Source organism: Cryobacterium sp. GrIS_2_6 (assembly GCF_035984545.1).
GTDB lineage: Bacteria > Actinomycetota > Actinomycetes > Actinomycetales > Microbacteriaceae > Cryobacterium.
Genome location: NZ_JAXCHP010000001.1, coordinates 2,530,673 through 2,553,108, shown reverse-complemented (window position 1 = coordinate 2,553,108; position 22,436 = coordinate 2,530,673). Strand labels below are relative to the sequence as shown.

Sequence of the window (22,436 nt, the reverse complement as noted above, 5' to 3'; positions counted from 1 at the left end):
ACGTACCCCAAAGGTGCGGAAAAGCCGCAGTGCTTTCCGGCCTCACGTGGGACCACGGTTTTTATCTTCTTCGCCTTGTTTGTCCCCTTTGCTGGGGTAACCGGTGTGGGAGGTCTAGGCTGGTAACTCTCCTTCCTTTCGGTCGTTTGTCGGGTCGGTGTTCGGTGTTTCGAGTTCGCTTTGGCGTGCTCGGAGGGCGGGATTCACCGGATTTGACAGGGACTGATCGGATCGGTAAGTTAGACAAGTTGCCTCGGAGCGACAGCCACTGAGCCGGTTACGGTGTGGCCTGAAGCCGAGGTGTCCGATCCTTGAGAACTCAACAGCGTGCACAATGTCAAATGCCAAAAACCTCGTGGTTTGGATCCGTTTCTAGCGGTGAAGAATCAAGAGATTCCTTTGGAAAACATTTATAACAACAAAGCAAGTCAGTAATGATTTGTTCTGTCAGTTTCAAACTTGTGTCTGGTTCGCCTATTCCGGCGGTCAGTCACACTAGATGTGCCGGGGCTTTCGGGTCTTGTGCAATCAAACATTTACGGAGAGTTTGATCCTGGCTCAGGACGAACGCTGGCGGCGTGCTTAACACATGCAAGTCGAACGATGATGGAGAGCTTGCTCTTCGGATTAGTGGCGAACGGGTGAGTAACACGTGAGCAATCTGCCCTTGACTCTGGGATAAGCGTTGGAAACGACGTCTAATACCGGATACGACCCTTGGAGGCATCTCTGGGGGTGGAAAGAATTTTGGTCAGGGATGAGCTCGCGGCCTATCAGCTAGTTGGTGAGGTAATGGCTCACCAAGGCGACGACGGGTAGCCGGCCTGAGAGGGTGACCGGCCACACTGGGACTGAGACACGGCCCAGACTCCTACGGGAGGCAGCAGTGGGGAATATTGCACAATGGGCGAAAGCCTGATGCAGCAACGCCGCGTGAGGGACGACGGCCTTCGGGTTGTAAACCTCTTTTAGTAGGGAAGAAGCGAAAGTGACGGTACCTGCAGAAAAAGCACCGGCTAACTACGTGCCAGCAGCCGCGGTAATACGTAGGGTGCAAGCGTTGTCCGGAATTATTGGGCGTAAAGAGCTCGTAGGCGGTTTGTCGCGTCTGCTGTGAAAACCCGAGGCTCAACCTCGGGCCTGCAGTGGGTACGGGCAGACTAGAGTGCGGTAGGGGAGATTGGAATTCCTGGTGTAGCGGTGGAATGCGCAGATATCAGGAGGAACACCAATGGCGAAGGCAGATCTCTGGGCCGTAACTGACGCTGAGGAGCGAAAGCATGGGGAGCGAACAGGATTAGATACCCTGGTAGTCCATGCCGTAAACGTTGGGAACTAGATGTGGGGACCATTCCACGGTCTCCGTGTCGCAGCTAACGCATTAAGTTCCCCGCCTGGGGAGTACGGCCGCAAGGCTAAAACTCAAAGGAATTGACGGGGGCCCGCACAAGCGGCGGAGCATGCGGATTAATTCGATGCAACGCGAAGAACCTTACCAAGGCTTGACATATAGAGGAAACGGCTGGAAACAGTCGCCCCGCAAGGTCTCTATACAGGTGGTGCATGGTTGTCGTCAGCTCGTGTCGTGAGATGTTGGGTTAAGTCCCGCAACGAGCGCAACCCTCGTCCTATGTTGCCAGCACGTAATGGTGGGAACTCATGGGATACTGCCGGGGTCAACTCGGAGGAAGGTGGGGATGACGTCAAATCATCATGCCCCTTATGTCTTGGGCTTCACGCATGCTACAATGGCCGGTACAAAGGGCTGCAATACCGCAAGGTGGAGCGAATCCCAAAAAGCCGGTCTCAGTTCGGATTGAGGTCTGCAACTCGACCTCATGAAGTCGGAGTCGCTAGTAATCGCAGATCAGCAACGCTGCGGTGAATACGTTCCCGGGCCTTGTACACACCGCCCGTCAAGTCATGAAAGTCGGTAACACCCGAAGCCGGTGGCCTAACCCTCACGGGAAGGAGCTGTCGAAGGTGGGATCGGTGATTAGGACTAAGTCGTAACAAGGTAGCCGTACCGGAAGGTGCGGCTGGATCACCTCCTTTCTAAGGAGCACAGCAGTGCCGTCTGTATACAGCGGAGTAACACTGCCAAGCCATACGAAGACGAATGTTCTTCGATGGCGCTCATGGGTGGAACATTGACATTGATACGAGGAGTTCGCTTCTTGATCCAGTACGCCTGGTACCGCTTGCGGTGCCTCGTTGGAAAGGTCGGGTTGCGTAAGGAGACGTATATGCACGCTGTTGGGTCCTGAGGGACCGGAACGACTGGGTTTTGCCTGGTTGGACTGTTTCTCTGGACCTTTTCTCAGTCACATCAATCGTGGCTGGGTGAGGGTACCGCCCGTACTTTGAGAACTACACAGTGGACGCGAGCATCTTAAATTTGACAGTCTTCGGACTGCAAATTACAAAGATCTATTTATAGATCATTGGTCAATTTCGATCGTGAGACGAAAGTTTTACGATTCTTAATCGATTCAAACTCATGTGATTTCAAATTTCTAAGAGCAAACGGTGAATGCCTTGGCATGTAGAGCCGAAGAAGGACGTAGTAATCTGCGATAAGCCTCGGGGAGTTGATAAACGAACTGTGATCCGAGGATGTCCGAATGGGGAAACCCCGCCAGGCCCGTGAGGTGACCTGGTGACTCCCGCCTGAATATATAGGGCGGGTAGAGGGAACGTGGGGAAGTGAAACATCTCAGTACCCACAGGAAGAGAAAACAATAGTGATTCCGTTAGTAGTGGCGAGCGAACCCGGATGAGGCTAAACCGATCATGTGTGATAGCCGGCAGGCGTTGCATGGTCGGGGTTGCGGGACTTTTCTGCTGATTCTGCCGAACAGTGAGGGTTAGAGCGTTGTATAGACGAACAGGATTGAAAGCCTGGTCATAGAGGGTGCGAACCCCGTAGTCGAAATGCAGTAATCGCCCGAAGAGTATCCCAAGTAGCACGGGGCCCGAGAAATCCCGTGTGAATCTGTCAGGACCACCTGATAAGCCTAAATACTCCTACATGACCGATAGTGAACAAGTACCGTGAGGGAAAGGTGAAAAGTACCCCGGGAGGGGAGTGAAATAGTACCTGAAACCGTTTGCTTACAAACCGTTGGAGCCAGTCTGATTCTGGTGACAGCGTGCCTTTTGAAGAATGAGCCTGCGAGTTAGTGATATGTGGCGAGCTTAACCCGAGAGGGGAATGCGTAGCGAAAGCGAGTCTGAATAGGGCGATTCAGTCGCATGTCCTAGACCCGAAGCGAAGTGATCTATCCATGGCCAGGTTGAAGCGACGGTAAGACGTCGTGGAGGACCGAACCCACTTCAGTTGAAAATGGAGGGGATGAGCTGTGGATAGGGGTGAAAGGCCAATCAAACTTCGTGATAGCTGGTTCTCTCCGAAATGCATTTAGGTGCAGCGTTGCGTGTTTCTTGCCGGAGGTAGAGCTACTGGATGGCCGATGGGGCCTAAAAGCTTACTGACGTCAGCCAAACTCCGAATGCCGGTAAGTGAGAGCGCAGCAGTGAGACGGTGGGGGATAAGCTTCATCGTCGAGAGGGAAACAACCCAGACCACCAACTAAGGTCCCAAAGCGCGTGCTAAGTGGGAAAGGATGTGGAGTTGCACAGACAACCAGGAGGTTGGCTTAGAAGCAGCCACCCTTGAAAGAGTGCGTAATAGCTCACTGGTCAAGTGATTCCGCGCCGACAATGTAACGGGGCTCAAGCACGCCACCGAAGTTGTGGCATTGATATTTTTGGTAAGCCGCACACTTGTTGTGTTGGTTCAGCCGTGTTGATGGGTAGGAGAGCGTCGTGTGGCCAGCGAAGCGGCGGTGTAAACCAGCCGTGGAGGCTACACGAGTGAGAATGCAGGCATGAGTAGCGAAAGACGGGTGAGAAACCCGTCCTCCGAAAGATCAAGGTTTCCAGGGCCAGGCTAATCCGCCCTGGGTAAGTCGGGACCTAAGGCGAGGCCGACAGGCGTAGTCGATGGACAACGGGTTTATATTCCCGTACTGGCGAAAAACCGTCCAAGCTAATCCAGTAATGCTAAGCATCTGAATCCTCTAGATGGATCCCTTCGGGGTGAAGCGTGAGGCCTAGCGTGCGACCCTATGCTGGTGCGGTTAGCGTATTAACAGGTGTGACGCAGGAAGGTAGCTGAGCCGGGCGATGGTTGTCCCGGTCTAAGGATGTAGGCCGAGAGATAGGCAAATCCGTCTCTCATATAAGGCTGAGACCCGATGGGTAGCCCGTAAGGGCGAAATCAGTGATCCTATGCTGCCAAGAAAAGCATCGACGCGAGGTTTTAGTCACCCGTACCCCAAACCGACTCAGGTGATCAGGTAGAGAATACTAAGGAGATCGAGAGAATCGTGGTTAAGGAACTCGGCAAAATGCCCCCGTAACTTCGGGAGAAGGGGGGCCGGAGGCGTGAAGGGATTTACTCCTGGAGCGTTCGAAGGCCGCAGAGACCAGTGGGAAGCGACTGTTTACTAAAAACACAGGTCCGTGCCAAGTCGCAAGACGATGTATACGGACTGACGCCTGCCCGGTGCTGGAAGGTTAAGAGGAACGGTTAGCCGCAAGGCGAAGCTGAGAATTTAAGCCCCAGTAAACGGCGGTGGTAACTATAACCATCCTAAGGTAGCGAAATTCCTTGTCGGGTAAGTTCCGACCTGCACGAATGGCGTAACGACTTCCCAGCTGTCTCAACCGCGAACTCGGCGAAATTGCATTACGAGTAAAGATGCTCGTTACGCGCAGCAGGACGGAAAGACCCCGTGACCTTTACTACAGCTTGGTATTGGTGTTCGGTGTGGCTTGTGTAGGATAGGTGGGAGACTGTGAAGCTTGGACGCTAGTTCAGGTGGAGTCAACGTTGAAATACCACTCTGGTCATATTGGATATCTAACTTCGAACCGTGATCCGGTTCAGGGACAGTGCCTGGTGGGTAGTTTAACTGGGGCGGTTGCCTCCTAAAAAGTAACGGAGGCGCCCAAAGGTTCCCTCAACCTGGTTGGCAATCAGGTGTCGAGTGTAAGTGCACAAGGGAGCTTGACTGTGAGACTGACAAGTCGAGCAGGGACGAAAGTCGGGACTAGTGATCCGGCAGTGGCTTGTGGAAGCGCTGTCGCTCAACGGATAAAAGGTACCTCGGGGATAACAGGCTGATCTTGCCCAAGAGTCCATATCGACGGCATGGTTTGGCACCTCGATGTCGGCTCGTCGCATCCTGGGGCTGGAGTAGGTCCCAAGGGTTGGGCTGTTCGCCCATTAAAGCGGTACGCGAGCTGGGTTTAGAACGTCGTGAGACAGTTCGGTCCCTATCCGCTGCGCGCGCAGGAAATTTGAGAAGATCTATCCCTAGTACGAGAGGACCGGGATGGACGAACCTCTGGTGTGTCAGTTGTTCCGCCAGGAGCACCGCTGATTAGCTACGTTCGGAACGGATAACCGCTGAAAGCATCTAAGCGGGAAGCCGGCTTCGAGATGAGATTTCCATCCCTTCGGGGGAGAGGCTCGCAGCTAGACTACTGCGTTGATAGGCCGGATGTGGAAGAGGGGACTAAAGACCCTTGGAGCTGACCGGTACTAATAAGCCAATAATTTGATAACACACCAGTTTGAATAAGCTGCAAGCGTCCACTATGTGGTTCTCGACGTACGGTCGAGAACAACCCCGGCATAACAGCCGGGATCTATAACTGAAAAATATAGAATCGATCCATCGAAAGATGTTTCGGCGGCTATAGCGAGAGGGAAACGCCCGGTCACATTCCGAACCCGGAAGCTAAGACTCTCAGCGCCGATGGTACTGCAGGGGGGACCCTGTGGGAGAGTAGGACACCGCCGGACTTAACTTAGAAACACCAGAAAAGCCACCCCACGGGGTGGCTTTTCTGCTTTAACCCGCGAAACGCAGCCGACATCCGCAGGCCACCCGTCGGCCCCGCGCGACACTTGCGCCGCTACGCCCCAGGCACGCCGGGCGCGTAACGGCGCAACTGGCGCCCAACCCGCGGTGGAGCGCCGCAGCATCCGCTCAGCGGTTGGGGAAGTCGTGGGGGAGGCGCGTGAGCACCGGGCGGAGGCGCTCGAGGCGGTCTCGTTCAAGGAGGAGTGCCGCATACTCGCGGCTGCGGCGCACGGCGGCGACGCCCGCGAGGAACGCCTCGGGGGCGACGGCGGGAACCGGGGAGACGAAGGGCGCCGCTTCCCCCGCGAGGTCCCTCGCGACGCGCACGCGGGTCTCCGGGGTCAGGCGTCCGGACTGGCGGAGGAACTGGGCGATGCGGCGCGAGAGCCGGTCAGGCAGCCGCACGACATCGACGGTGTACGACCAGGTGGTGAGCTCCTGCGGAAGCCCGAGGACCGGCTCGTCGAACCGGGCCACCCGTTCATACTGGCTGTACGTGCCGGCCATCAGGTCGCCGAGGCGCTTGGACTTGCCGTTCAGCAGTGCGGTCGTGGCGGCGAGGCCGCCGAAGGTGAGGTAGATCTCGAAGATCCCGATGAGCGCCCGGGTGAAGGCGTGCCGCAACTGAATGGACCCGCCGTCGTCACGCACAATGCGGGCGCCGATCGCGAGCTTGCCGAGCGAGCGTCCTCCGGTCACGGTCTCGACGACGGTCGGGAGGACGAGGATCGAGAACGCGAGCCCTGAGATCGCCAGGGCCTGCGCGAGCGCTGGATCGAGTGCATCGCCGGTGACGAAGCCGACCGCGAAGACGAGTCCGACGAAGAAACCGAGATAGGCGAGCCAGTCGATGATGGTGCCGGCCGCGCGCAGGATGAAACTCGCCGGCCGCACATCAAGGGCAACCGCCTCGCCAGTGACGAGTTCGTACTCATAGGGAGAACTTTCTCCCTGATCCGCCGCGTTTCCGGGGTGTGCCATGTCTACTATTAGAGCAGATGGACCTCGACGCATATTCAACGGCGCACCGCGCCCAGTGGGACCGCCTCGCCGAGCTCGGCAGGGAGCGGCGGCTCTCCGGCGCGCAGTCCGACGAACTGATCGGGCTGTACCAGTCCGGCGCGACCCAGCTGTCCGCAATCAAGAGCACGGCAGGCTCCACGATCCCGGGCGACCGGCTCTCCGTCGCGTTGTCCCGTGCCCGGCTGCGCTTCACGGGCGCCGGCGCGAACGTCGTGTCGCAGGTGCCACGGTTCTTCGTGCTGCAGCTGCCCGCCGCGCTCTATCGCCTGCGCTGGCTCACGCTCTGCGTCGCGGCCGTGACCGTCGTTGTCGCCGTGCTCTACGCGGTCTGGATCACCGGAGACCCCCGGGTGCTCGCCAACCTCGGCTCCGACGCCCAGTTGCAGCAACTCGTTAACTCGGACTTCGTCGACTACTACTCCGCCAACCCGGCCGCGTCGTTCACCGGCCAGGTCTGGACGAACAACGCCTGGATCGCCGCGCAGTGCGTCGCCTTCGGCATCCTCGGCCTCTACGTGCCGTACATCGTGCTCTCGAATGCCCAGAACATCGGCACGTCCGCCGCGGTCATGTTCGCATACGGCAAGGGCGACGTGTTCTTCCTCTACATCGCACCGCACGGGATGCTGGAGCTCACCGCGATCTTCGTCGCTGCGGCAGCGGGGCTTCGCATCTTCTGGTCCTGGATCGCCCCCGGTGGGCGTACCCGCGGGCAGGCTCTCGCGGCGGACTCGCGCGCCCTCGCGACGGTTGCGATCGGCCTCGTCTTCGTCCTCCTCGTCTCTGGTGTGATCGAGGGCTTCGTGACTCCGGCGCCGTGGCCGTGGCCGGTCAAGATCGGCATCGGCTTCGCCGCGCTGTGCGCGTTCCTGACGTACATGCTCGTGCTCGGCCGACGGGCCGCACGGGCCGGCGAGACCGGCGACATCGGTGAGTTCGAGGCCGGCAGCACCCGCATCTACGCGTCCTGAGGGCGGCATCCGCTCGCCCGCGGCGTCACGCGCCACTTGCGCCGCTGCGCGCCAAGCGTGCCTGGCGCGGAACGGCGCAAGTGGCGCGCGAGCCAGGGCGCCGCGATAGGGGAGCAGGGCGCGAGGGCGTTGGGGAGCGGCGAGCAGGCTAGAGTCGGCCGGCGAGCTTCAGGGCGAGGTAGTGGTCGGCGAGGCGGGGCGGCAGGTCGGCTGGCGGACCGGTGACGACGTCGGCGCCCTGCTGGCGGATCGCCGAGGCGACCCTGGCGACGTCGAGCAGCGCCCGTTCGGCAGCGGCGGCGCGGTAGACCTGCTCCCTGTCGGCGCGTTCGTGGGTCGCCTGCACGGTCGTCGGGTCGGTGACCGACGCGACGACGACGGTGTGGCGGCGGGTCAGCTGGGGCAGCACCGCGAGCAGTCCGGTCGATGCCCCCGCGGCATCGATCGAGGTCAGCAGCACGACGAGGGCGCGCTGGCTCGTGATCGCGCGCACCTGGGCCGGCACTCCGGCCCAGTCCATTTCGAGAAGTTCGGGGTCGATAACCGCAAGGGTGTCGACTATCCGCGACAGCAGTTCTGCGCCCTGGGCGCCCTGCACCCGGCCGCGCACACGCCGGTCGAAGGCGATCATGTCGACACGGTCTCCGGCCTTCGACGCGAGCGCGGCGAGCAGCAGCGCCGCCTCGAACGCGGTGTCGAGCCTCGTCTCGTTGTCGATCCGCGCGGCGGAGGTGCGTCCGGTGTCGATCACGATGACCACCCGCCGGTCGCGCTCCGGTCGCCAGGTGCGCACGACGACGTCGTTGTGCCGCGCCGTCGCCCGCCAGTCGATCGAGCGCACGTCGTCGCCGCGCACATACTCCCGCAGTGAGTCGAACTCGGTGCCCTGACCGCGCACGAGCACGCTTGTGCGCCCGTCGAGTTCCTTGAGCCGGGTGATGCGCGAGGGCAGGTGCTTCCGGGCGTTGAAGGGCGGCAGGACGCGGATGCGCCCGGGCGCCTCGAGCGTGGCCTGGCGCGCCCACAGGCCGAGCGGCCCGTACGAGCGGATCGTGACCCGGTCCACCCGGCGTTCTCCCCTCCGGAGCGGGGTCAGCGGGAGGGACACGAGCCGGCGTTCCCCGGCCGGGATGGACAGAGCCGTGCGGTTGTTGCCTGCGCCGGCCGACGGTTGCCAGGCATCCCGCACAAAAGACCGGAGGCGACGGGAGCCGGAATTGGTGACGTAGAGCAGGCTCGTCACGGTTTCGCCGAGGCTCACCCTGGCCGGCAGCCTGCGTTCGAGGCGCACGGCCCTGGGCGAGCCGGCCAGCGCGAGGTCGAGCAGGCCGAGCCCGACCGAAAGCAGCAGCCACAGGGCGAGGATACCGCCCGCGGCCGCCTGGCTGCGTCCGAGCAGCACAATCGGCACGACGCCGAGGGCGACGAGCAGTGTGAACCGACCGGAGACCGTCACCTTAGATCGGAACCTGGACCTGCTGGAGCACGCTGCGCAGGATGGCGTCCACGGACACGCCCTCGAGTTCGGCTTCCGGCTGGAGCTGGATCCGGTGCCGCCAGACTGGGAGGACCATCGCCTGGACGTGGTCGGGAGTGATCGAGTCGTAGCCGCTGAGCCAGGCCCAGGCTTTCGTCGCCGCGAGAAGCGCCGTCGTCCCGCGGGGACTCACGCCGAGCTTGACCGAGGGGCTGCGCCGGGTCGCGCGCGCGAGATCAACGATGTAGGCGAGCACGTCCGCGCTCGAGCCGACCCCCATGACGGCGGCCTGCGCGGCGGTGAGCTGCTCGGCACCGAGCACAGGAGTGACCCCGGCCGCGGTGAGGTCGCGGGGGTTGAAACCGGCGGCGTGGCGGCGGAGCACCTCGAACTCCGCGTCGCGTTCCGGCACGTCGAGCACGAGCTTGAGCAGGAACCGGTCGAGCTGCGCCTCGGGCACCGAGTACGTGCCCTCGTATTCGATCGGATTCATCGTCGCGGCGACGATGAACGGGTCCGGCAACGGAATCGTCCGGCCGTCGACGCTGACCTGGCGTTCCTCCATCGCCTCGAGCAGTGCGGACTGGGTCTTCGGCGGTGTCCGGTTGATCTCGTCCGCGAGCAGGATATTCGTGAACACGGGGCCCTTACGGAACTCGAACTCGCCGGCCCGCGCGTCGTAGATGAGCGACCCCGTGACGTCGCCCGGCATCAGGTCAGGCGTGAACTGCACCCGTTTCGTCTCGAGGCTGAGCGCGTGGCTGAGCGAGCGCACCAGGAGTGTCTTGGCGACACCGGGCACGCCCTCGAGCAGCACGTGGCCGCGCGCGAGCAGGGCGATGATGAGTCCCGTCACTGCGCCGTCCTGGCCGACGACGGCCTTGCCGACCTCGGTGCGAACCTGCGCGAGCGATTCCCGAAGGGAAACGGTGGTATCGGTCGGTGTGCTCATGGGTCCATTCTTCCGGGGGTGGTTGCGGTGGGTGGGGCGGATGCCGGCCGAGCAGCGGGCAGGCCGCTCGCGGCGATCACGGCTCGCTCCAGGTCCTGGAGGAGGTCGGACTGGGCGATGAGGTCCCGGTCCGTCGCCGGGACCCCGTCGACGAGGACGAAGCGCACCTCGGCCGGTGCCCGACCGGTCAGTGCGGACACCGCGAGCACGACGTCGTCGAGGCTCGCGAGCCTGGACAGCCCGACCCGGGTCGCGAGGCGCTGCACGGTGGCGACCCGCAGGGAGTCGAGGGCGCGGAGGCGAGCGTTGCCGCGGGCATAGAGGCGCGCCCTGCCTTCCATCGTCTCGCTCGCGCGCACGATCACCGGCAGGTTCTCGGCGACGAGCGGTCCGAGTCTCCTGCCCTGCCACACGGCAGCCGCGAGGAACACGACCGCGAGCAGCAGGATCGAGGGAGTGACCCAGCCCGGCGTCAACTCGCCGAGGCTCGGCGGGCCGGTTGCCGCGACATCCGCCAGAGTCGGCTGGTACCAGATCAGGTCGGAGCTCGGCCCGAGCAGTCCGAGTGCGAGCGCCGCGTGACCGGATGCCGTGATCTCGTCGTTGCTGAAGATGGCGTCATCGGCGACGAGGGTCAGCTCCGTGGACGGCAGGGTCGCGCCGACGACGGCGAAGGAGTTCCGGCCGGACGGGAAACAACCGCGTTCCGCGGCGTCGGTGGGAAGGCTGAGTGTCTTCCCGCCGGGGGCGACGCCGCCTGCCCTGATCGCAGCGGGCAGGTCGCAGCGATCGCCCGGCCCGTCCAGGCTGTCGGCGACCCCGCCGAAGCCGACGGCGGGGGTCAGCGTCTGCAGCAGGAGGAAATCGGGGGCGACCACGACGGTCCGGGGCGCGAGGGCCGCCATGGCCGAGATCCGGTCGTTCGTCAGATAGCCGTTCGGGTCACTGAAGAACAGGGTCGGATCGGTGCTCGCCGCGGCGAGCGTGTGGGCCTCGTCCAGGGTGTCCGCCGTCGTGACGTGCACGCCCTGCTGGCGCAGCACCTCGACGAGGGCGCGGGCGCCCGCCGGTGCGGCATTGTCGGCGGCGAGCGGGGTCCCGCCGCTCGAACCGGCGCCAGCGAGCAGCGTCGCCGCGATGGCGACGAGCAGGGCGCCGACGCCGGCGAGCACCCAGAACCGGGAGCGTCGTGCGGCGACGCGCAGGGTCGGGGTCGTCGCTACGGCGTCGGCGCCCGCGAGAGTGGTCACTGCGTTGCCGTCGGTGCCGGGTCTTCGCGGGTCGTCGGCGTCCGCGTGCGCAGGGCGCTTTCGAGCGCGGCGAGGGACAGGAAGCCGGACTCGGTGCCCTCGGCATTGAGGTAGCGCACGCCGTCGAAGAGGTCCGCCGCCGTCCTGAGGCTGACCCGCTCCTCCGGGAACGCCGTTGCCGCCCGCTCGGCGAAGCTGTGCGCGGTCGTGCCGGGAGTGATGAAGAGCACTGTGCGTTCGACGAGCGACCGTGCCAGGGTCCGGAACATCTCGCTGATCGCGAGATTCCAGTCCTTGTGCGATGCTGCCGACAGCGCCGCCCGGCGCAACTCGTCGGCGGACCGGGCGTCGTTCCTGCCGAACATCTCGTGCTGCAGGGCGCTGCGCCTGTTCCACCGCGGCAACCCGAAGACGAGCACGGCCACCACGACGACGGCGACGACGACAAGCGTCACGACGAGCGGAACCCAGGGTCCGAGGCCCGCACCCGACGGCGCGCCGAGTGAAGCGAACCAGTCGAAGAAAGCCTTGCTGACCCGGTCGAACCAGGTCGGCCGCGCTGCCTGGTACGGCGGCTTGGCGAGCTCGTCCCGCAACCAGGCCGTGGCCGTCGGGGCATCGGGATCGACAGGGGTGCCCCCCGGAAACGGACCAGACCACGTGCCCCCGGCACCGGTCATGACTGCGGCGCTGCCGGCATCCGCCCGGCTGGGATCAGGTACGGATCTGCAGCGTCGTTGCCGGGGGAAGACTCGACGAAGCGCTGCAGGTCGAGATCGAGGCCTTCCTTGCGCATCCGCAGGTCGATGTAGATCAGCGCTGTCGTGCCGGACTGGACCACCGCGGCGACGGCCCCGAGTACGAGGCTCAGAAGAATGGTCAGCACGTACAGCACGATCACGGGGATCCAGGAGTCGATGGCGCCGGTGGGGTTGATGAGGGAGACCGCGACGCCGCCGAGCAGTGACAGCGGTGTCGAGACAATCTGCGAGACGATGTTCACAATCGCGGCGACGAGGAACTGCACTCCGAGCGTGCGCCAGAAGTAGCCCCTCGTGAGCGACCATGATCGGGCGATGGCTGCCCCGATGCCGAGGCGTTCGAGCACGATCAGGCTCGGGACGAGGGACGTCTTCGTGGCCAGCCAGGCCGAGAGCGCGAGGATGCCCAGTGCGCCGAGGATGCCGAAGACGATCCCGAAGACGACGCCGGCTCCGCCGAGCAGCACGAACACGACGACGACCCCTGCGACGATGGCCAGGCCGAGGAGAAGGGCTCCGCTGAGGATCGCGGCCCAGAGTGCGAGCGGCCAGAGGCGTCGGCCGGCCGCCCGCCAGAGCTGGCCGAGCCGGAGCTTCTGGCCGAGCATGGCACGGGAGACCTCGACGACGATGACGCCCTGGAGCATCGCGGAGGCGATCACGGAGAGGAGGATCGGCACGATCGCCGACAACACGATGGTGAGGTTGGCGCCGGCCTGGACCGCGTCCCTGTCCGCGAGCGGGGCGCTGTCGACCCGGCCGAGGGCGAGCACCGTCACCGGGCCGACGATCAGCAGGGTGACCAGGAGGATCGCGCCCTGTACGAGGAGTGCGCTTCCGAAGGTGGCCTTGGGATTGCGCCGCAGCACCTGGAAGGGCGCCCAGAGCAGGGAGCCGAAGCCGAGCGGCCGTAACGGGAGGAGGCCGGGGCGCGGCGGCGGGGTCCACGCGGGAGGGGGACCCCAGGCCTGGGGTGCACCGGACGCCGGCGGCGGCGCGTATTCGCCGTAGCGCGGTCGATCGTAAGCGTCACCTGTCGGTGCGTGCCAGTTCTGCGGGTCCGTCACGAGACCTATGCTGGCATACTCGGCATCGAAACGGGCGCGACGGGCAATGCCAGCCCCCCCTCGACTACTCTGGTGTCAGTGATTGCATGACTCACCGGGAGTATTCCCTCCGGTGACCTAAGCAGAAAACGGTTGGATGAACGCACGCATTTTGGTCGTCGACGACGACACCGCGCTGGCGGAAATGATCGGCATTGTCTTGCAGGGTGAAGGTTTCGACCCGCACTTCTGCGAAGACGGCTCACTCGCACTCGACGCATTCCGGACGATCAAACCCGATCTGGTCCTGCTCGACCTGATGCTGCCCGGCCTCGACGGCATCGAGGTGTGCACCCTGATCCGCGCCGAATCGGGAACGCCGATCATCATGCTCACCGCTCGCACCGATACGACGGATGTGGTCAAGGGCCTCGAATCCGGCGCGGACGACTACATGGTCAAACCGTTCAACCCGAAGGAACTCCTCGCCCGGATCCGCACCCGGCTGCGGCCGGTGTCAACGGAATCTCCCGCGAACCTCTCGATCGGCGACCTCACCGTCGACGCCGCCGGGCACGAGGTGCGCCGCGGCGACCGGCAGATCGGCCTGACCCCACTTGAATTCGACCTCCTGCTCACCCTCGCGTCCCGTCCCCAGCAGGTGTTCACCCGGGAGATGCTGCTCGAACAGGTGTGGGGCTACCACTACAAGGCCGACACCCGGCTCGTGAACGTGCACGTGCAACGCCTCCGCGCCAAGGTCGAGGACGATCCGGACAACCCCCGCATCGTGATGACGGTCCGCGGTGTCGGGTACCGGGCCGGCGCGGCCATCTAGGCTCCGCATGGCCGAACCGACCGGGTTTGCCCGAACATGGCGCAGGGGGTGGCGGGACTGGCGCGACTGGAGATCCTGGCGTGCCCGCCTGCTCCGCACCTGGCGGTCCTCCCTGCAGTTCCGCACCGTGACCATCACGGTCGTGCTGTCCGGCATCGCCATCGTCATGGTCGGCGTCTATGTCTCGGTGAGCGTCGGCAACGATCTCTTCCAGTCCCGGCTCAGCCAGGTCGAGCTCGACTCGAACCGGGCGACGAGCGCGGCCCAGGGGATCCTGGATTCCTCGGACGCGGCCGACCGGGTCCAGGTGCAGAGCCTGCTTGCCTCGGCGCGGAGCGCCATCTCCGCGGCGTCCTCGAGCCGGCTCGTCGCCGTGTTCCGGGTTCCCGGCCAGGACCCTTCGACGTCCGTGCCCCAGGACTTCTCGACATTCGGCGACTCGACCGAGGTCATCTCGCCCGAGCTGCGCACCGCCGTGCAGGGCTCGCCGGGCACCCAGTTCTGGCAGTCGGTGGCCCTAGCGACGGATGACGACGGCCAGGTCGCCGGGATCGTCGTCGGTTCACAGATCACCGTCCCCGTCGCCGGCCGGTACGAGCTCTACATCGGCTACAACCTCGGCGAGGCGGAAACGACACTGCAGTTCGTGCAGCGAACCCTCGGCATCGCCGGGCTCCTGCTTATTATCCTGATCGGTGCGGTGACCTGGATCGTCGTGCGCTTCGTGGTGACGCCGATCCGGGTCGCGGCCGAGACCAGCCAGCGGCTGGCCTCCGGGGACCTCGGTGTGCGGCTGCCCGTCAAGGGCGACGACGTCATCACGACCCTCGCCCGGTCGTTCAATGGGATGGCGGACAGCCTGCAGAGCCAGATCAAGGAGCTCGCCGACCTTTCCGAGGTGCAGCAGCGCTTCGTGTCCGACGTGTCGCACGAGCTGCGCACCCCGCTGACGACGATCCGGCTGGCCGGGGACATGCTCTACGACCAGCGGGCCGCCTTCCCCCCTGCGACGGGTCGCACCGCGGAGCTCCTGCACGCCCAGGTCGAGCGGTTCGAACTCCTGCTCGCGGACCTGCTCGAGATCAGCAAGTACGACGCAGGGTCCGTCGAACTCGAGGCCGAGCCGACGAACCTCGTGCACCTCGCCGCAGACGCCGTCGAGGGCCTGCGGTCGCTTGCCGAATCCAAGGGCACCCGGCTCAACCTCGTCGCCCCGGGAGGACACCTCGACGCGGAGGTCGATCCCCGTCGCATCCGCCGGATCATGCACAACCTGATCGGCAACGCGATCGAGCACGGCGAGGGCAAGCCCGTCATCGTCTCGGTCGACAGCAACGAGTCCGCCGTTGCCCTCTCGGTGCGCGACTACGGCCTCGGCATGAGCCAGGTCGACGTCAACCACGTCTTCGACCGGTTCTGGCGGGCAGACCCCTCCCGCAAGCGCACCATCGGCGGTACGGGCCTCGGCCTCTCGATCTCACTCGAGGACGCGACCGTTCACCGTGGCTGGCTCCAGGTCTGGTCGAGCCCCGGGAAGGGTTCGTGCTTCCGGCTGACCCTGCCACGGACCGCGCGCGGCGAGATCACGGGCTCGCCGAGCCCGCTGCCGCCGGAGGACGCCGGGTCCGACGGCACGCTGCCGCGCCTTACGGTCGGCGAGGTCGGCAGGGCCGGGGTCAAGGGCGCCCAACACGGTGAGGGAGCGATCCATGATTGACCGGAGCGACGGCATCCGCCGTGCAACCCGTGCGACCCGGGAAACCCGCGGAAGCGGACCGTGGCGCGCAGGGGGCACGCTGGCCGCCCTCCTCGTGCTCGCGGTCCTGCTCAGCGGATGCTCGGGGATTCCCCGGAGCGGCAGCGTGCGCACCGGGCAGGCGGTTGCAGCCGGCGACAACCCCGCACCCGTCTTCCTGCCGTCGCACCCGCAGGCCGATGCCAGCCAGGAAAGCATCCTGCGCGGTTTCATCGACGCCCAGACCAGCCCGGAGAACGACTACGCGATCGCCCGCGAATTCCTCGCCCCCGGTTTCAGCGGCGCCTGGGCGGCGGATGCCGGGGTGACGGTCGACGACGGGACGGCGCGCACCATCATCCCCGTCGACGCCGAGACCATGCAGTTCTCGGTGAATCCCATCGCCGACGTCGACGGGATCGGTGAATACCACGAGGTCGAGTCTCCCTCGCCCGTCGTCCTGCGCTACCAGTTCCAGAAGGTCGGCGACCAGTGGCGGATCAGCGCTGCGCCGAACGGCACCGTCGTCGACCAGACCACGTTCAGCGACGTGTTCAGCTCCCAGGCCCTCTACTTCTTCGATTCGAGCTTCGCGTTCCTGGTTCCAGAGCTGCGCTGGTTCCCGCGCGGGGGCGCCACCCTGACCAAGATCGTCAACGGCGTGCTGCACGGGCCGAGCCCATGGCTGGGCGGGGCCGTCGTCAGCGCGTTCCCCGACGGAACCAAGCTCACCGCGGATGCCGTTCAGGTCGTGTCGCGCGACGCGAAGGTCGACCTCAACGGCGAAGCCCTGAACGCAGACAGGGTCACCCTGCAGCGGATGCGGGCACAGCTCACGAACAGCCTCCCCACGGGCATCACCGTCACGATCTCGATCAACCAGAACTCCCAGGACATCGGGGACCTCGGCGCCAACGCCCCGATCGTCAACCCGCGGGTGGACGCCCGGGCGCTCGTGCTCCGGCAGGGCGCCTTCGGGTTCCTGTCCGCAGCAGGGAAGACGGTCACCCCGATCCCCGGGCTCTCCGAGCAGGTCGTCGCGCTCGGCCCGACGGCGGTCACCCTCTCACCGGGGCAGACCGTCGCGGCGGCGCGGGCCGCGACCGGGGTCTCCTCCGTCCGGGTCGGCGAGGTCGCGAAGCTGCTCGATCCGCGGCCCGGCCTCATCGCGCCTGCCGTCGACAACTTCGGCTACGTCTGGTCCGTTCCCTCGAACCGTCCGGATGAGCTGTTCGTCTACAGCCCGAACGGGGATGCGACGGCCGTGCCGACCTCCTGGCCAGAGGCCTCCGGAATCGTGGCGCTGCGGGTGTCCCGGGACGGTACCCGGCTGATCGCGCTGCTCACATCCGGTACGGAGACCCGCTTCGTGGTCGTCTCGATCAAGCGGGACAAGTCCGTCCCGGTCGCCCTCGGAGACGAAGTCCAGCTCCAGTCCGTTCCGGGCATCCCCCTCGACGCCACCTGGATCGACGAGCTCACGGTCGCCTACCTCGTCGCGCTCCCGACCGGAGAGGACCGCATCGTTACCCAGCAGCTCGGCGGCGTCAGCTCGAGCATCGAGTCAGCGCCAGGCAGTGCGACGATCACGGGAAGCAACACCCTGAGGGACGTGCGCGCGCTCGCCACAACGGGCAGCCTGATGATGCAGCGCGGAGTCGGCTGGCAGGAGCGCATCGACGACGTGACTCTCGTGGCCACCCAGCAGGGAATCGGCGGGTAGGCGGGGCCTGTCCTCCACAGGACCGGCGCCCGGCCGCGCGCGCACCGGCGTGCGCTCGCGATCACGCGCTCGCGTCAGGTCGGCCAGTCTGGCGGCATGACCGGGACCGGAGCGGCACGAACGGCACGGGCCGCTTGGCGGGCCGTGCTGGACGCGTGGGCCGTTCTCCTGCCCACGGCGTGCAGCGGTTGCGGGGCGCCGAACCGTGCCCTCTGCGCGGCCTGCCGCGCCCTCCTGGCGCCTGCCCTGCGCGTGACCGAGCGCGGCGGCCTGCGGGTCTGGGCGGGGCTCGACTATGCCGGCGTTCCGCGGCGCGTGATCGCGAGCTTCAAGGACGGCGGGCGAACGGATGCCGCCGCCGCGCTCGCCCCTCCGCTCCTGGCCGCCGTCGTGGCCGCGCTCGCCGCAGTGGAGTCCGGCGGAGCAGTGGAGTCCGGCGGTGCAGTGGAGTCCGGCGGTGCAGTGGAGTCCGGCGGTGCAGTGGAGTCCGGCGGTGCTGCGGAGCCTGGCGGCGCCCGGCGCCCGGATGCCGGCATCCGCCTGGTGACGATTCCTTCATCGCGACGGGCCTGGCGTGCGCGCGGATTCCTCCCGGTCGAGCTGCTGCTCCGCCGGGCCGGACTCGTACCGCACCGTGTGCTCACCAGCAGGGAGACCGCCGACCAGGTCGGGCTCGACCGTGCCGCCAGGGCCAGGAATCGGGACGGTTCGCTGCGCGCCCTTCGTTCCCTGACCGGGGTGCGCTGCCTGCTCGTCGACGACATCGTGACGACGGGCGCCACCGTTCTCGAAGCCCGCCGCGCCATCCTCGCCGCCGGGGGAGAGGTCGTTGGCGTGGCCGCCCTCGCGGAAACCCGGAGACGCCTACCGGTCACACATCGTTCATCAGAAACCGATTGACAAATTGCGGTGACTTCTCCTGCAGGCAGGGCTACGGTGGAGCTAAAGGCGCGCACCAATCGCCCGGGACCGGGCGGTTCGCCAGATCTGGAGGTCGTCATGGAAACTAACATCGTCGGACGAAACCTGGGGATCACTGATCGTTTCCGGTCATATGCGTCGGAAAAGGCCGAGAAGATCGCCGGCCTGGCCGACAAGGCCCTCGCCCTCGAAGTCAAGCTCAGCCGGAACCGCGAAAAGGGTTCAGCCACCGGCAACGACAGGGTCGAGCTGACCCTGATCGGGAAGGGTCCCATCGTCCGCGCTGAAGCGGACGGTTCGGACAAGTACGCAGCCTTCGACGTGGCACTCGGACGGCTCCTCGAGCGCGTGCGCCGCGCCAAGGACCGCCAGAAGCTGCACCGTGGCGGAGCGCACCGCCCCACCTCGCTGCACGACGCGGCATCCGTTGACTTCAGCGTCGTCGACATCAAGCCGGCCGACGCCGAAACCCTCGACGAGGTGCGCACCGGAGTCATCCGGGTGGTGCGCCCCACCGAGTCGGAGGCAGCCGCCGCGGCCACCGCCGCCGAGGAGGAAGCCGACGAGGTGTACACGCCGGTCGTCATCCGCCGCAAGGTCTTCTCCGCTGCCCCGATGACCGTCGACGACGCCCTGTACTTCATGGAACTGGTCGGGCACGACTTCTACCTGTTCCAGGACTCCGAGACGAACCGGCCGAGTGTGGTCTACCGCCGCAAGGGCTGGGACTACGGGGTCATCGAACTGGCTGAGAACAGCGAGGAGTTGCGGGTCGCCGCCGAGTAAGGCCTCCGGTAGGCCGTCGAGTGCACTCCCTGACCAACTAGCATTGTTATAGTTGCCGCACACCGGCGCACAACAGTGCCGGCGTGGTTCAATCCGTCGCGTGAGCAGCCAGACCCTGGTTCATCTCACCGAGACGACAGGCGTAACGGCGCCGTGACTAGTGGAGTGCATTCGTGGCCTCAATCCTTGAAAAGGTTCTTCGTGTTGGTGAAGGACGCGTCCTGCGTCGTCTCGAGCAGTACGCGAAAGCCATCAATGCGCTGGAAGAAGACTTCAGCCAGCTCACCGACGAGGAGCTGAAGAACGAAACCGTCGTGCTGCGGGAACGCTACTCGAACGGCGAGTCGCTCGACGACTTGCTGCCGGAGGCGTTCGCCGCCGTGCGCGAGGCCTCGACCCGCACCCTGGGCTTGCGTCACTTCGACGTGCAACTCATGGGCGGGGCGGCCCTGCACCTCGGCAACATCGCAGAGATGAAGACCGGTGAGGGCAAGACGCTTGTCGCGACGACCGCGGCGTACCTGAACGCCATCACGAGCCGCGGTGTGCACATCATCACCGTGAACGACTACCTCGCGAGCTACCAGAGCGAGCTGATGGGCCGCGTGTTCCGTGCCCTCGGCATGACCACTGGGTGCATCCTCTCCGGCCAGACTCCCGCGCAGCGCCACGACCAGTACCTCGCGGACATCACCTACGGCACGAATAATGAATTCGGCTTCGACTACCTGCGCGACAACATGGCCTGGCAGGCCGCCGACATGGTCCAGCGCGGCCACTACTACGCGATCGTCGACGAGGTCGACTCGATCCTGATCGACGAGGCCCGCACCCCGCTGATCATCTCCGGCCCGGCATCGGGCGAGGCGAACCGCTGGTTCACCGAGTTCGCGAGCCTGACCAAGCGGCTCGTTCCCGAGGTCGACTTCGAGGTCGACGAGAAGAAGCGCACCGTCGGCGTGCTCGAACCCGGCATCGAAAAGGTCGAGGACTACCTCGGCATCGACAACCTCTACGAATCGGCGAACACCCCGCTGATCTCGTTCCTGAACAACGCGATCAAGGCGAACGCCCTGTTCAAGAAGGACAAGGACTACGTCGTGATGAACGGCGAGGTTCTCATCGTCGATGAGCACACCGGTCGCATCCTGATGGGCCGACGGTACAACGAGGGCATTCACCAGGCCATCGAGGCCAAAGAGGGTGTCGCGGTCAAGGCCGAGAACCAGACCCTCGCGACGGTCACCCTGCAGAATTACTTCCGTCTCTACACGAAGCTGTCCGGCATGACCGGAACCGCCGAGACCGAGGCCGCCGAGTTCATGAGCACCTACAAGCTCGGCGTGGTCTCGATCCCCACCAACAAGCCGATGAAGCGCATCGACCAGTCCGACCTCGTCTACAAGAACGAGGAGGCCAAGTTCGGCCAGGTCGTCGAGGACATCGTCGGCAGGCACGAGAAGGGCCAGCCCGTCCTCGTCGGAACGACGAGCGTCGAGAAGAGCGAATACCTCTCCCGCCTGCTCGCCAAGCGCGGGGTCCGCCACGAGGTTCTCAACGCGAAGAACCACGCTCGGGAAGCCGCGATCGTCGCCCAGGCCGGTCGCCTCGGCTCCGTCACGGTCGCCACGAACATGGCGGGTCGTGGGACCGACGTCATGCTCGGTGGCAACGCCGAGTTCCTCGCCGTCGCCGAGATGAACGCGAAGGGCCTCAGCCCCATTGAGACGCCCGAAGAATACGAGACCGAGTGGGACGACGTCTTCGCCGCAGTCAAGGCGAAGGTCTCCGAGGAGGCCGAAAAGGTCGTCGAGGCCGGCGGCCTGTACGTCCTCGGCACCGAGCGCCACGAATCGCGCCGCATCGACAACCAGCTCCGCGGACGCAGCGGACGTCAGGGCGACCCGGGAGAGAGCCGCTTCTACCTGTCCCTGACCGACGACCTGATGCGTCTCTTCAACGCGGGAGCCGTCGAGAGCCTGATGAGCCGCCAGGGTGTACCCGACGACATGGCGATCGAATCCAAGGTCGTGAGCCGCGCCATCCGCTCTGCGCAGTCGCAGGTCGAGGGCCGCAACGCCGAGATTCGCAAGAACGTGCTCAAGTACGATGACGTGCTCAACCGCCAGCGCGAAGCGATCTACGGCGACCGCCGTCACATCCTCGAGGGTGACGACCTCCACGAGCGCACCCAGCGCTTCCTGGAAGACGTGATCGACGAGGTTCTCAGCGTGCACACCGGTGAGGGCAACGGCGACGACTGGGACTTCGACGCGCTGTGGGCCGAGCTCAAGACGCTCTACCCCGTCGGCATCACCATCGACGAGGTCATCTCCGAGGCAGGCAACCGGGGCAGGATCAACCGCGACTTCATGCGCAGGGAGATTCTCTCCGACGCTCGGGTCGCATACCAGAAGCGCGAGGCCAGCCTCGGCTCCCCGGCCATGCGCGAACTCGAGCGCCGCGTTGTGCTCTCCGTGATCGACCGCCGCTGGCGCGAGCACCTCTACGAGATGGACTACCTCAAGGACGGCATCGGTCTCCGTGCGATGGCCCAGCGTGACCCGCTCGTCGAGTACCAGCGTGAGGGTTTCGCCATGTTCCAGCAGATGATGGGTCAGATCCGCGAGGAGACCGTCGGCTTCCTGTTCAACCTCGAGGTCGAGGTCAACCAGGCGCCCGATCCCGTCGCCGCGCCCGTCGTCGTCGCCAAGGGCCTCACTCCCGGTGAGGATTCCGGTGCCGACAAGCTCAGCTACACCGCACCGAGCGATTCCGGCGGAGTCGAGGTGCGCAACCAGCGCGGCCAGATCCAGCAGGCCGCGACCGACCGTGCCCGCCGGGCCGAGACGGACGCGAACGCAGGAGATGCCCCTGCGGCGGATTCCGCGGCTCCCGCTGGTCCTCCCCGTCGCGGCGCCTTCGGCCAGCGCGATTCCGAGACGCCGGCCGTTCCGGTGAACCGCGCCGAGCGTCGGGCCCAGGGCAAGAAGTAGCACCGCCCGTCGCACACACCG

General features: G+C 65.1%; 13 protein-coding genes and 3 rRNA genes. 10 read left to right on the top strand and 6 right to left on the bottom strand.

Translation table 11 applies throughout. The annotated features are described in order from the left end of the window. Positions 1-535 precede the first annotated feature (535 nt). The 3 genes from RCH22_RS12635 to rrf all read left to right on the top strand — a co-directional run bounded on the left by RCH22_RS12635 (position 536) and on the right by rrf (position 5,875). Positions 536-2,055: ribosomal RNA gene (locus RCH22_RS12635) — 16S ribosomal RNA — on the top strand. A 451-nt stretch (positions 2,056-2,506) separates the two neighbouring features. Continuing rightward, positions 2,507-5,635: ribosomal RNA gene (locus tag RCH22_RS12630) — 23S ribosomal RNA — on the top strand. A 123-nt stretch (positions 5,636-5,758) separates the two neighbouring features. After that, a 5S ribosomal RNA gene (gene rrf / locus RCH22_RS12625) occupies positions 5,759-5,875 on the top strand. The 16S, 23S and 5S rRNA genes sit together here, the layout of an rRNA operon. A 187-nt stretch (positions 5,876-6,062) precedes the next feature. Here rrf and RCH22_RS12620 read toward each other — a convergent pair. Further along, positions 6,063-6,917 (bottom strand): RDD family protein, encoded by an 855-nt coding sequence (locus RCH22_RS12620; RefSeq protein WP_327014278.1) that lies wholly within the window; start codon positions 6,915-6,917, stop codon positions 6,063-6,065. A 17-nt stretch (positions 6,918-6,934) separates the two neighbouring features. Here RCH22_RS12620 and RCH22_RS12615 point away from each other — a divergent pair, with 17 nt between their 5' ends. After that, entirely contained in the window at positions 6,935-7,930 is a 996-nt protein-coding gene (locus RCH22_RS12615) for a stage II sporulation protein M (protein ID WP_327014277.1), read from the top strand. A gap of 148 nt (positions 7,931-8,078) precedes the next feature. On the opposite strand, the gene RCH22_RS12610 is transcribed toward RCH22_RS12615, so the two are convergent. Genes RCH22_RS12610 through RCH22_RS12590 form a run of 5 tightly spaced genes read right to left on the bottom strand, consistent with a single transcriptional unit; the run spans position 8,079 to position 13,437 of the window. After that, positions 8,079-9,386: a DUF58 domain-containing protein gene (locus tag RCH22_RS12610; RefSeq protein ID WP_327014276.1), complete on the bottom strand. Its 1,308-nt coding sequence runs from the start codon at positions 9,384-9,386 to the stop codon at positions 8,079-8,081. Position 9,387: 1 nt separating this feature from the next. Then, entirely contained in the window at positions 9,388-10,359 is a 972-nt protein-coding gene (locus tag RCH22_RS12605; RefSeq protein WP_327014275.1) for a MoxR family ATPase, read from the bottom strand. Then, positions 10,356-11,609, bottom strand: coding sequence for a DUF4350 domain-containing protein (locus RCH22_RS12600; RefSeq protein ID WP_327014274.1), 1,254 nt, complete (start codon positions 11,607-11,609; stop codon positions 10,356-10,358). The genes RCH22_RS12605 and RCH22_RS12600 overlap by 4 nt, the downstream gene beginning before the upstream one ends. After that, the gene (locus tag RCH22_RS12595) at positions 11,606-12,289 is read right to left on the bottom strand and encodes a DUF4129 domain-containing protein (RefSeq protein ID WP_327014273.1); all 684 of its coding nucleotides are present in this window, start codon (positions 12,287-12,289) and stop codon (positions 11,606-11,608) included. The genes RCH22_RS12600 and RCH22_RS12595 overlap by 4 nt, the downstream gene beginning before the upstream one ends. Next, positions 12,286-13,437, bottom strand: a complete 1,152-nt coding sequence (locus RCH22_RS12590) for a hypothetical protein (RefSeq protein WP_327014272.1) — start codon at positions 13,435-13,437, stop codon at positions 12,286-12,288. Before RCH22_RS12590 ends, RCH22_RS12595 begins: the two co-directional genes overlap by 4 nt. 136 nt (positions 13,438-13,573) lie before the next feature. Between RCH22_RS12590 and mtrA the strand changes: the two genes are divergently transcribed. From mtrA to secA, 6 genes are all read left to right on the top strand, one after another. After that, positions 13,574-14,254 carry an MtrAB system response regulator MtrA gene (gene mtrA / locus RCH22_RS12585; RefSeq protein ID WP_327014271.1) on the top strand — a complete coding sequence of 227 codons (681 nt, stop codon included), beginning with the start codon at positions 13,574-13,576 and terminating at the stop codon, positions 14,252-14,254. 7 nt (positions 14,255-14,261) lie between these two features. Further along, positions 14,262-15,971: an MtrAB system histidine kinase MtrB gene (gene mtrB, locus RCH22_RS12580; RefSeq protein ID WP_327014270.1), complete on the top strand. Its 1,710-nt coding sequence runs from the start codon at positions 14,262-14,264 to the stop codon at positions 15,969-15,971. Continuing rightward, the gene (locus RCH22_RS12575; RefSeq protein ID WP_327014269.1) at positions 15,964-17,712 is read left to right on the top strand and encodes an LpqB family beta-propeller domain-containing protein; all 1,749 of its coding nucleotides are present in this window, start codon (positions 15,964-15,966) and stop codon (positions 17,710-17,712) included. Before mtrB ends, RCH22_RS12575 begins: the two co-directional genes overlap by 8 nt. A 96-nt stretch (positions 17,713-17,808) precedes the next feature. Further along, complete coding sequence (locus tag RCH22_RS12570) at positions 17,809-18,612, top strand: phosphoribosyltransferase family protein (RefSeq protein ID WP_327014268.1); 804 nt, start codon at positions 17,809-17,811, stop codon at positions 18,610-18,612. Between the two features lie 99 nt (positions 18,613-18,711). Beyond that, entirely contained in the window at positions 18,712-19,419 is a 708-nt protein-coding gene (raiA, locus tag RCH22_RS12565; RefSeq protein WP_327014267.1) for a ribosome-associated translation inhibitor RaiA, read from the top strand. 173 nt (positions 19,420-19,592) lie between these two features. After that, the gene (secA, locus tag RCH22_RS12560; RefSeq protein WP_327014266.1) at positions 19,593-22,415 is read left to right on the top strand and encodes a preprotein translocase subunit SecA; all 2,823 of its coding nucleotides are present in this window, start codon (positions 19,593-19,595) and stop codon (positions 22,413-22,415) included. The last annotated feature ends 21 nt before the right edge of the window (positions 22,416-22,436 follow it).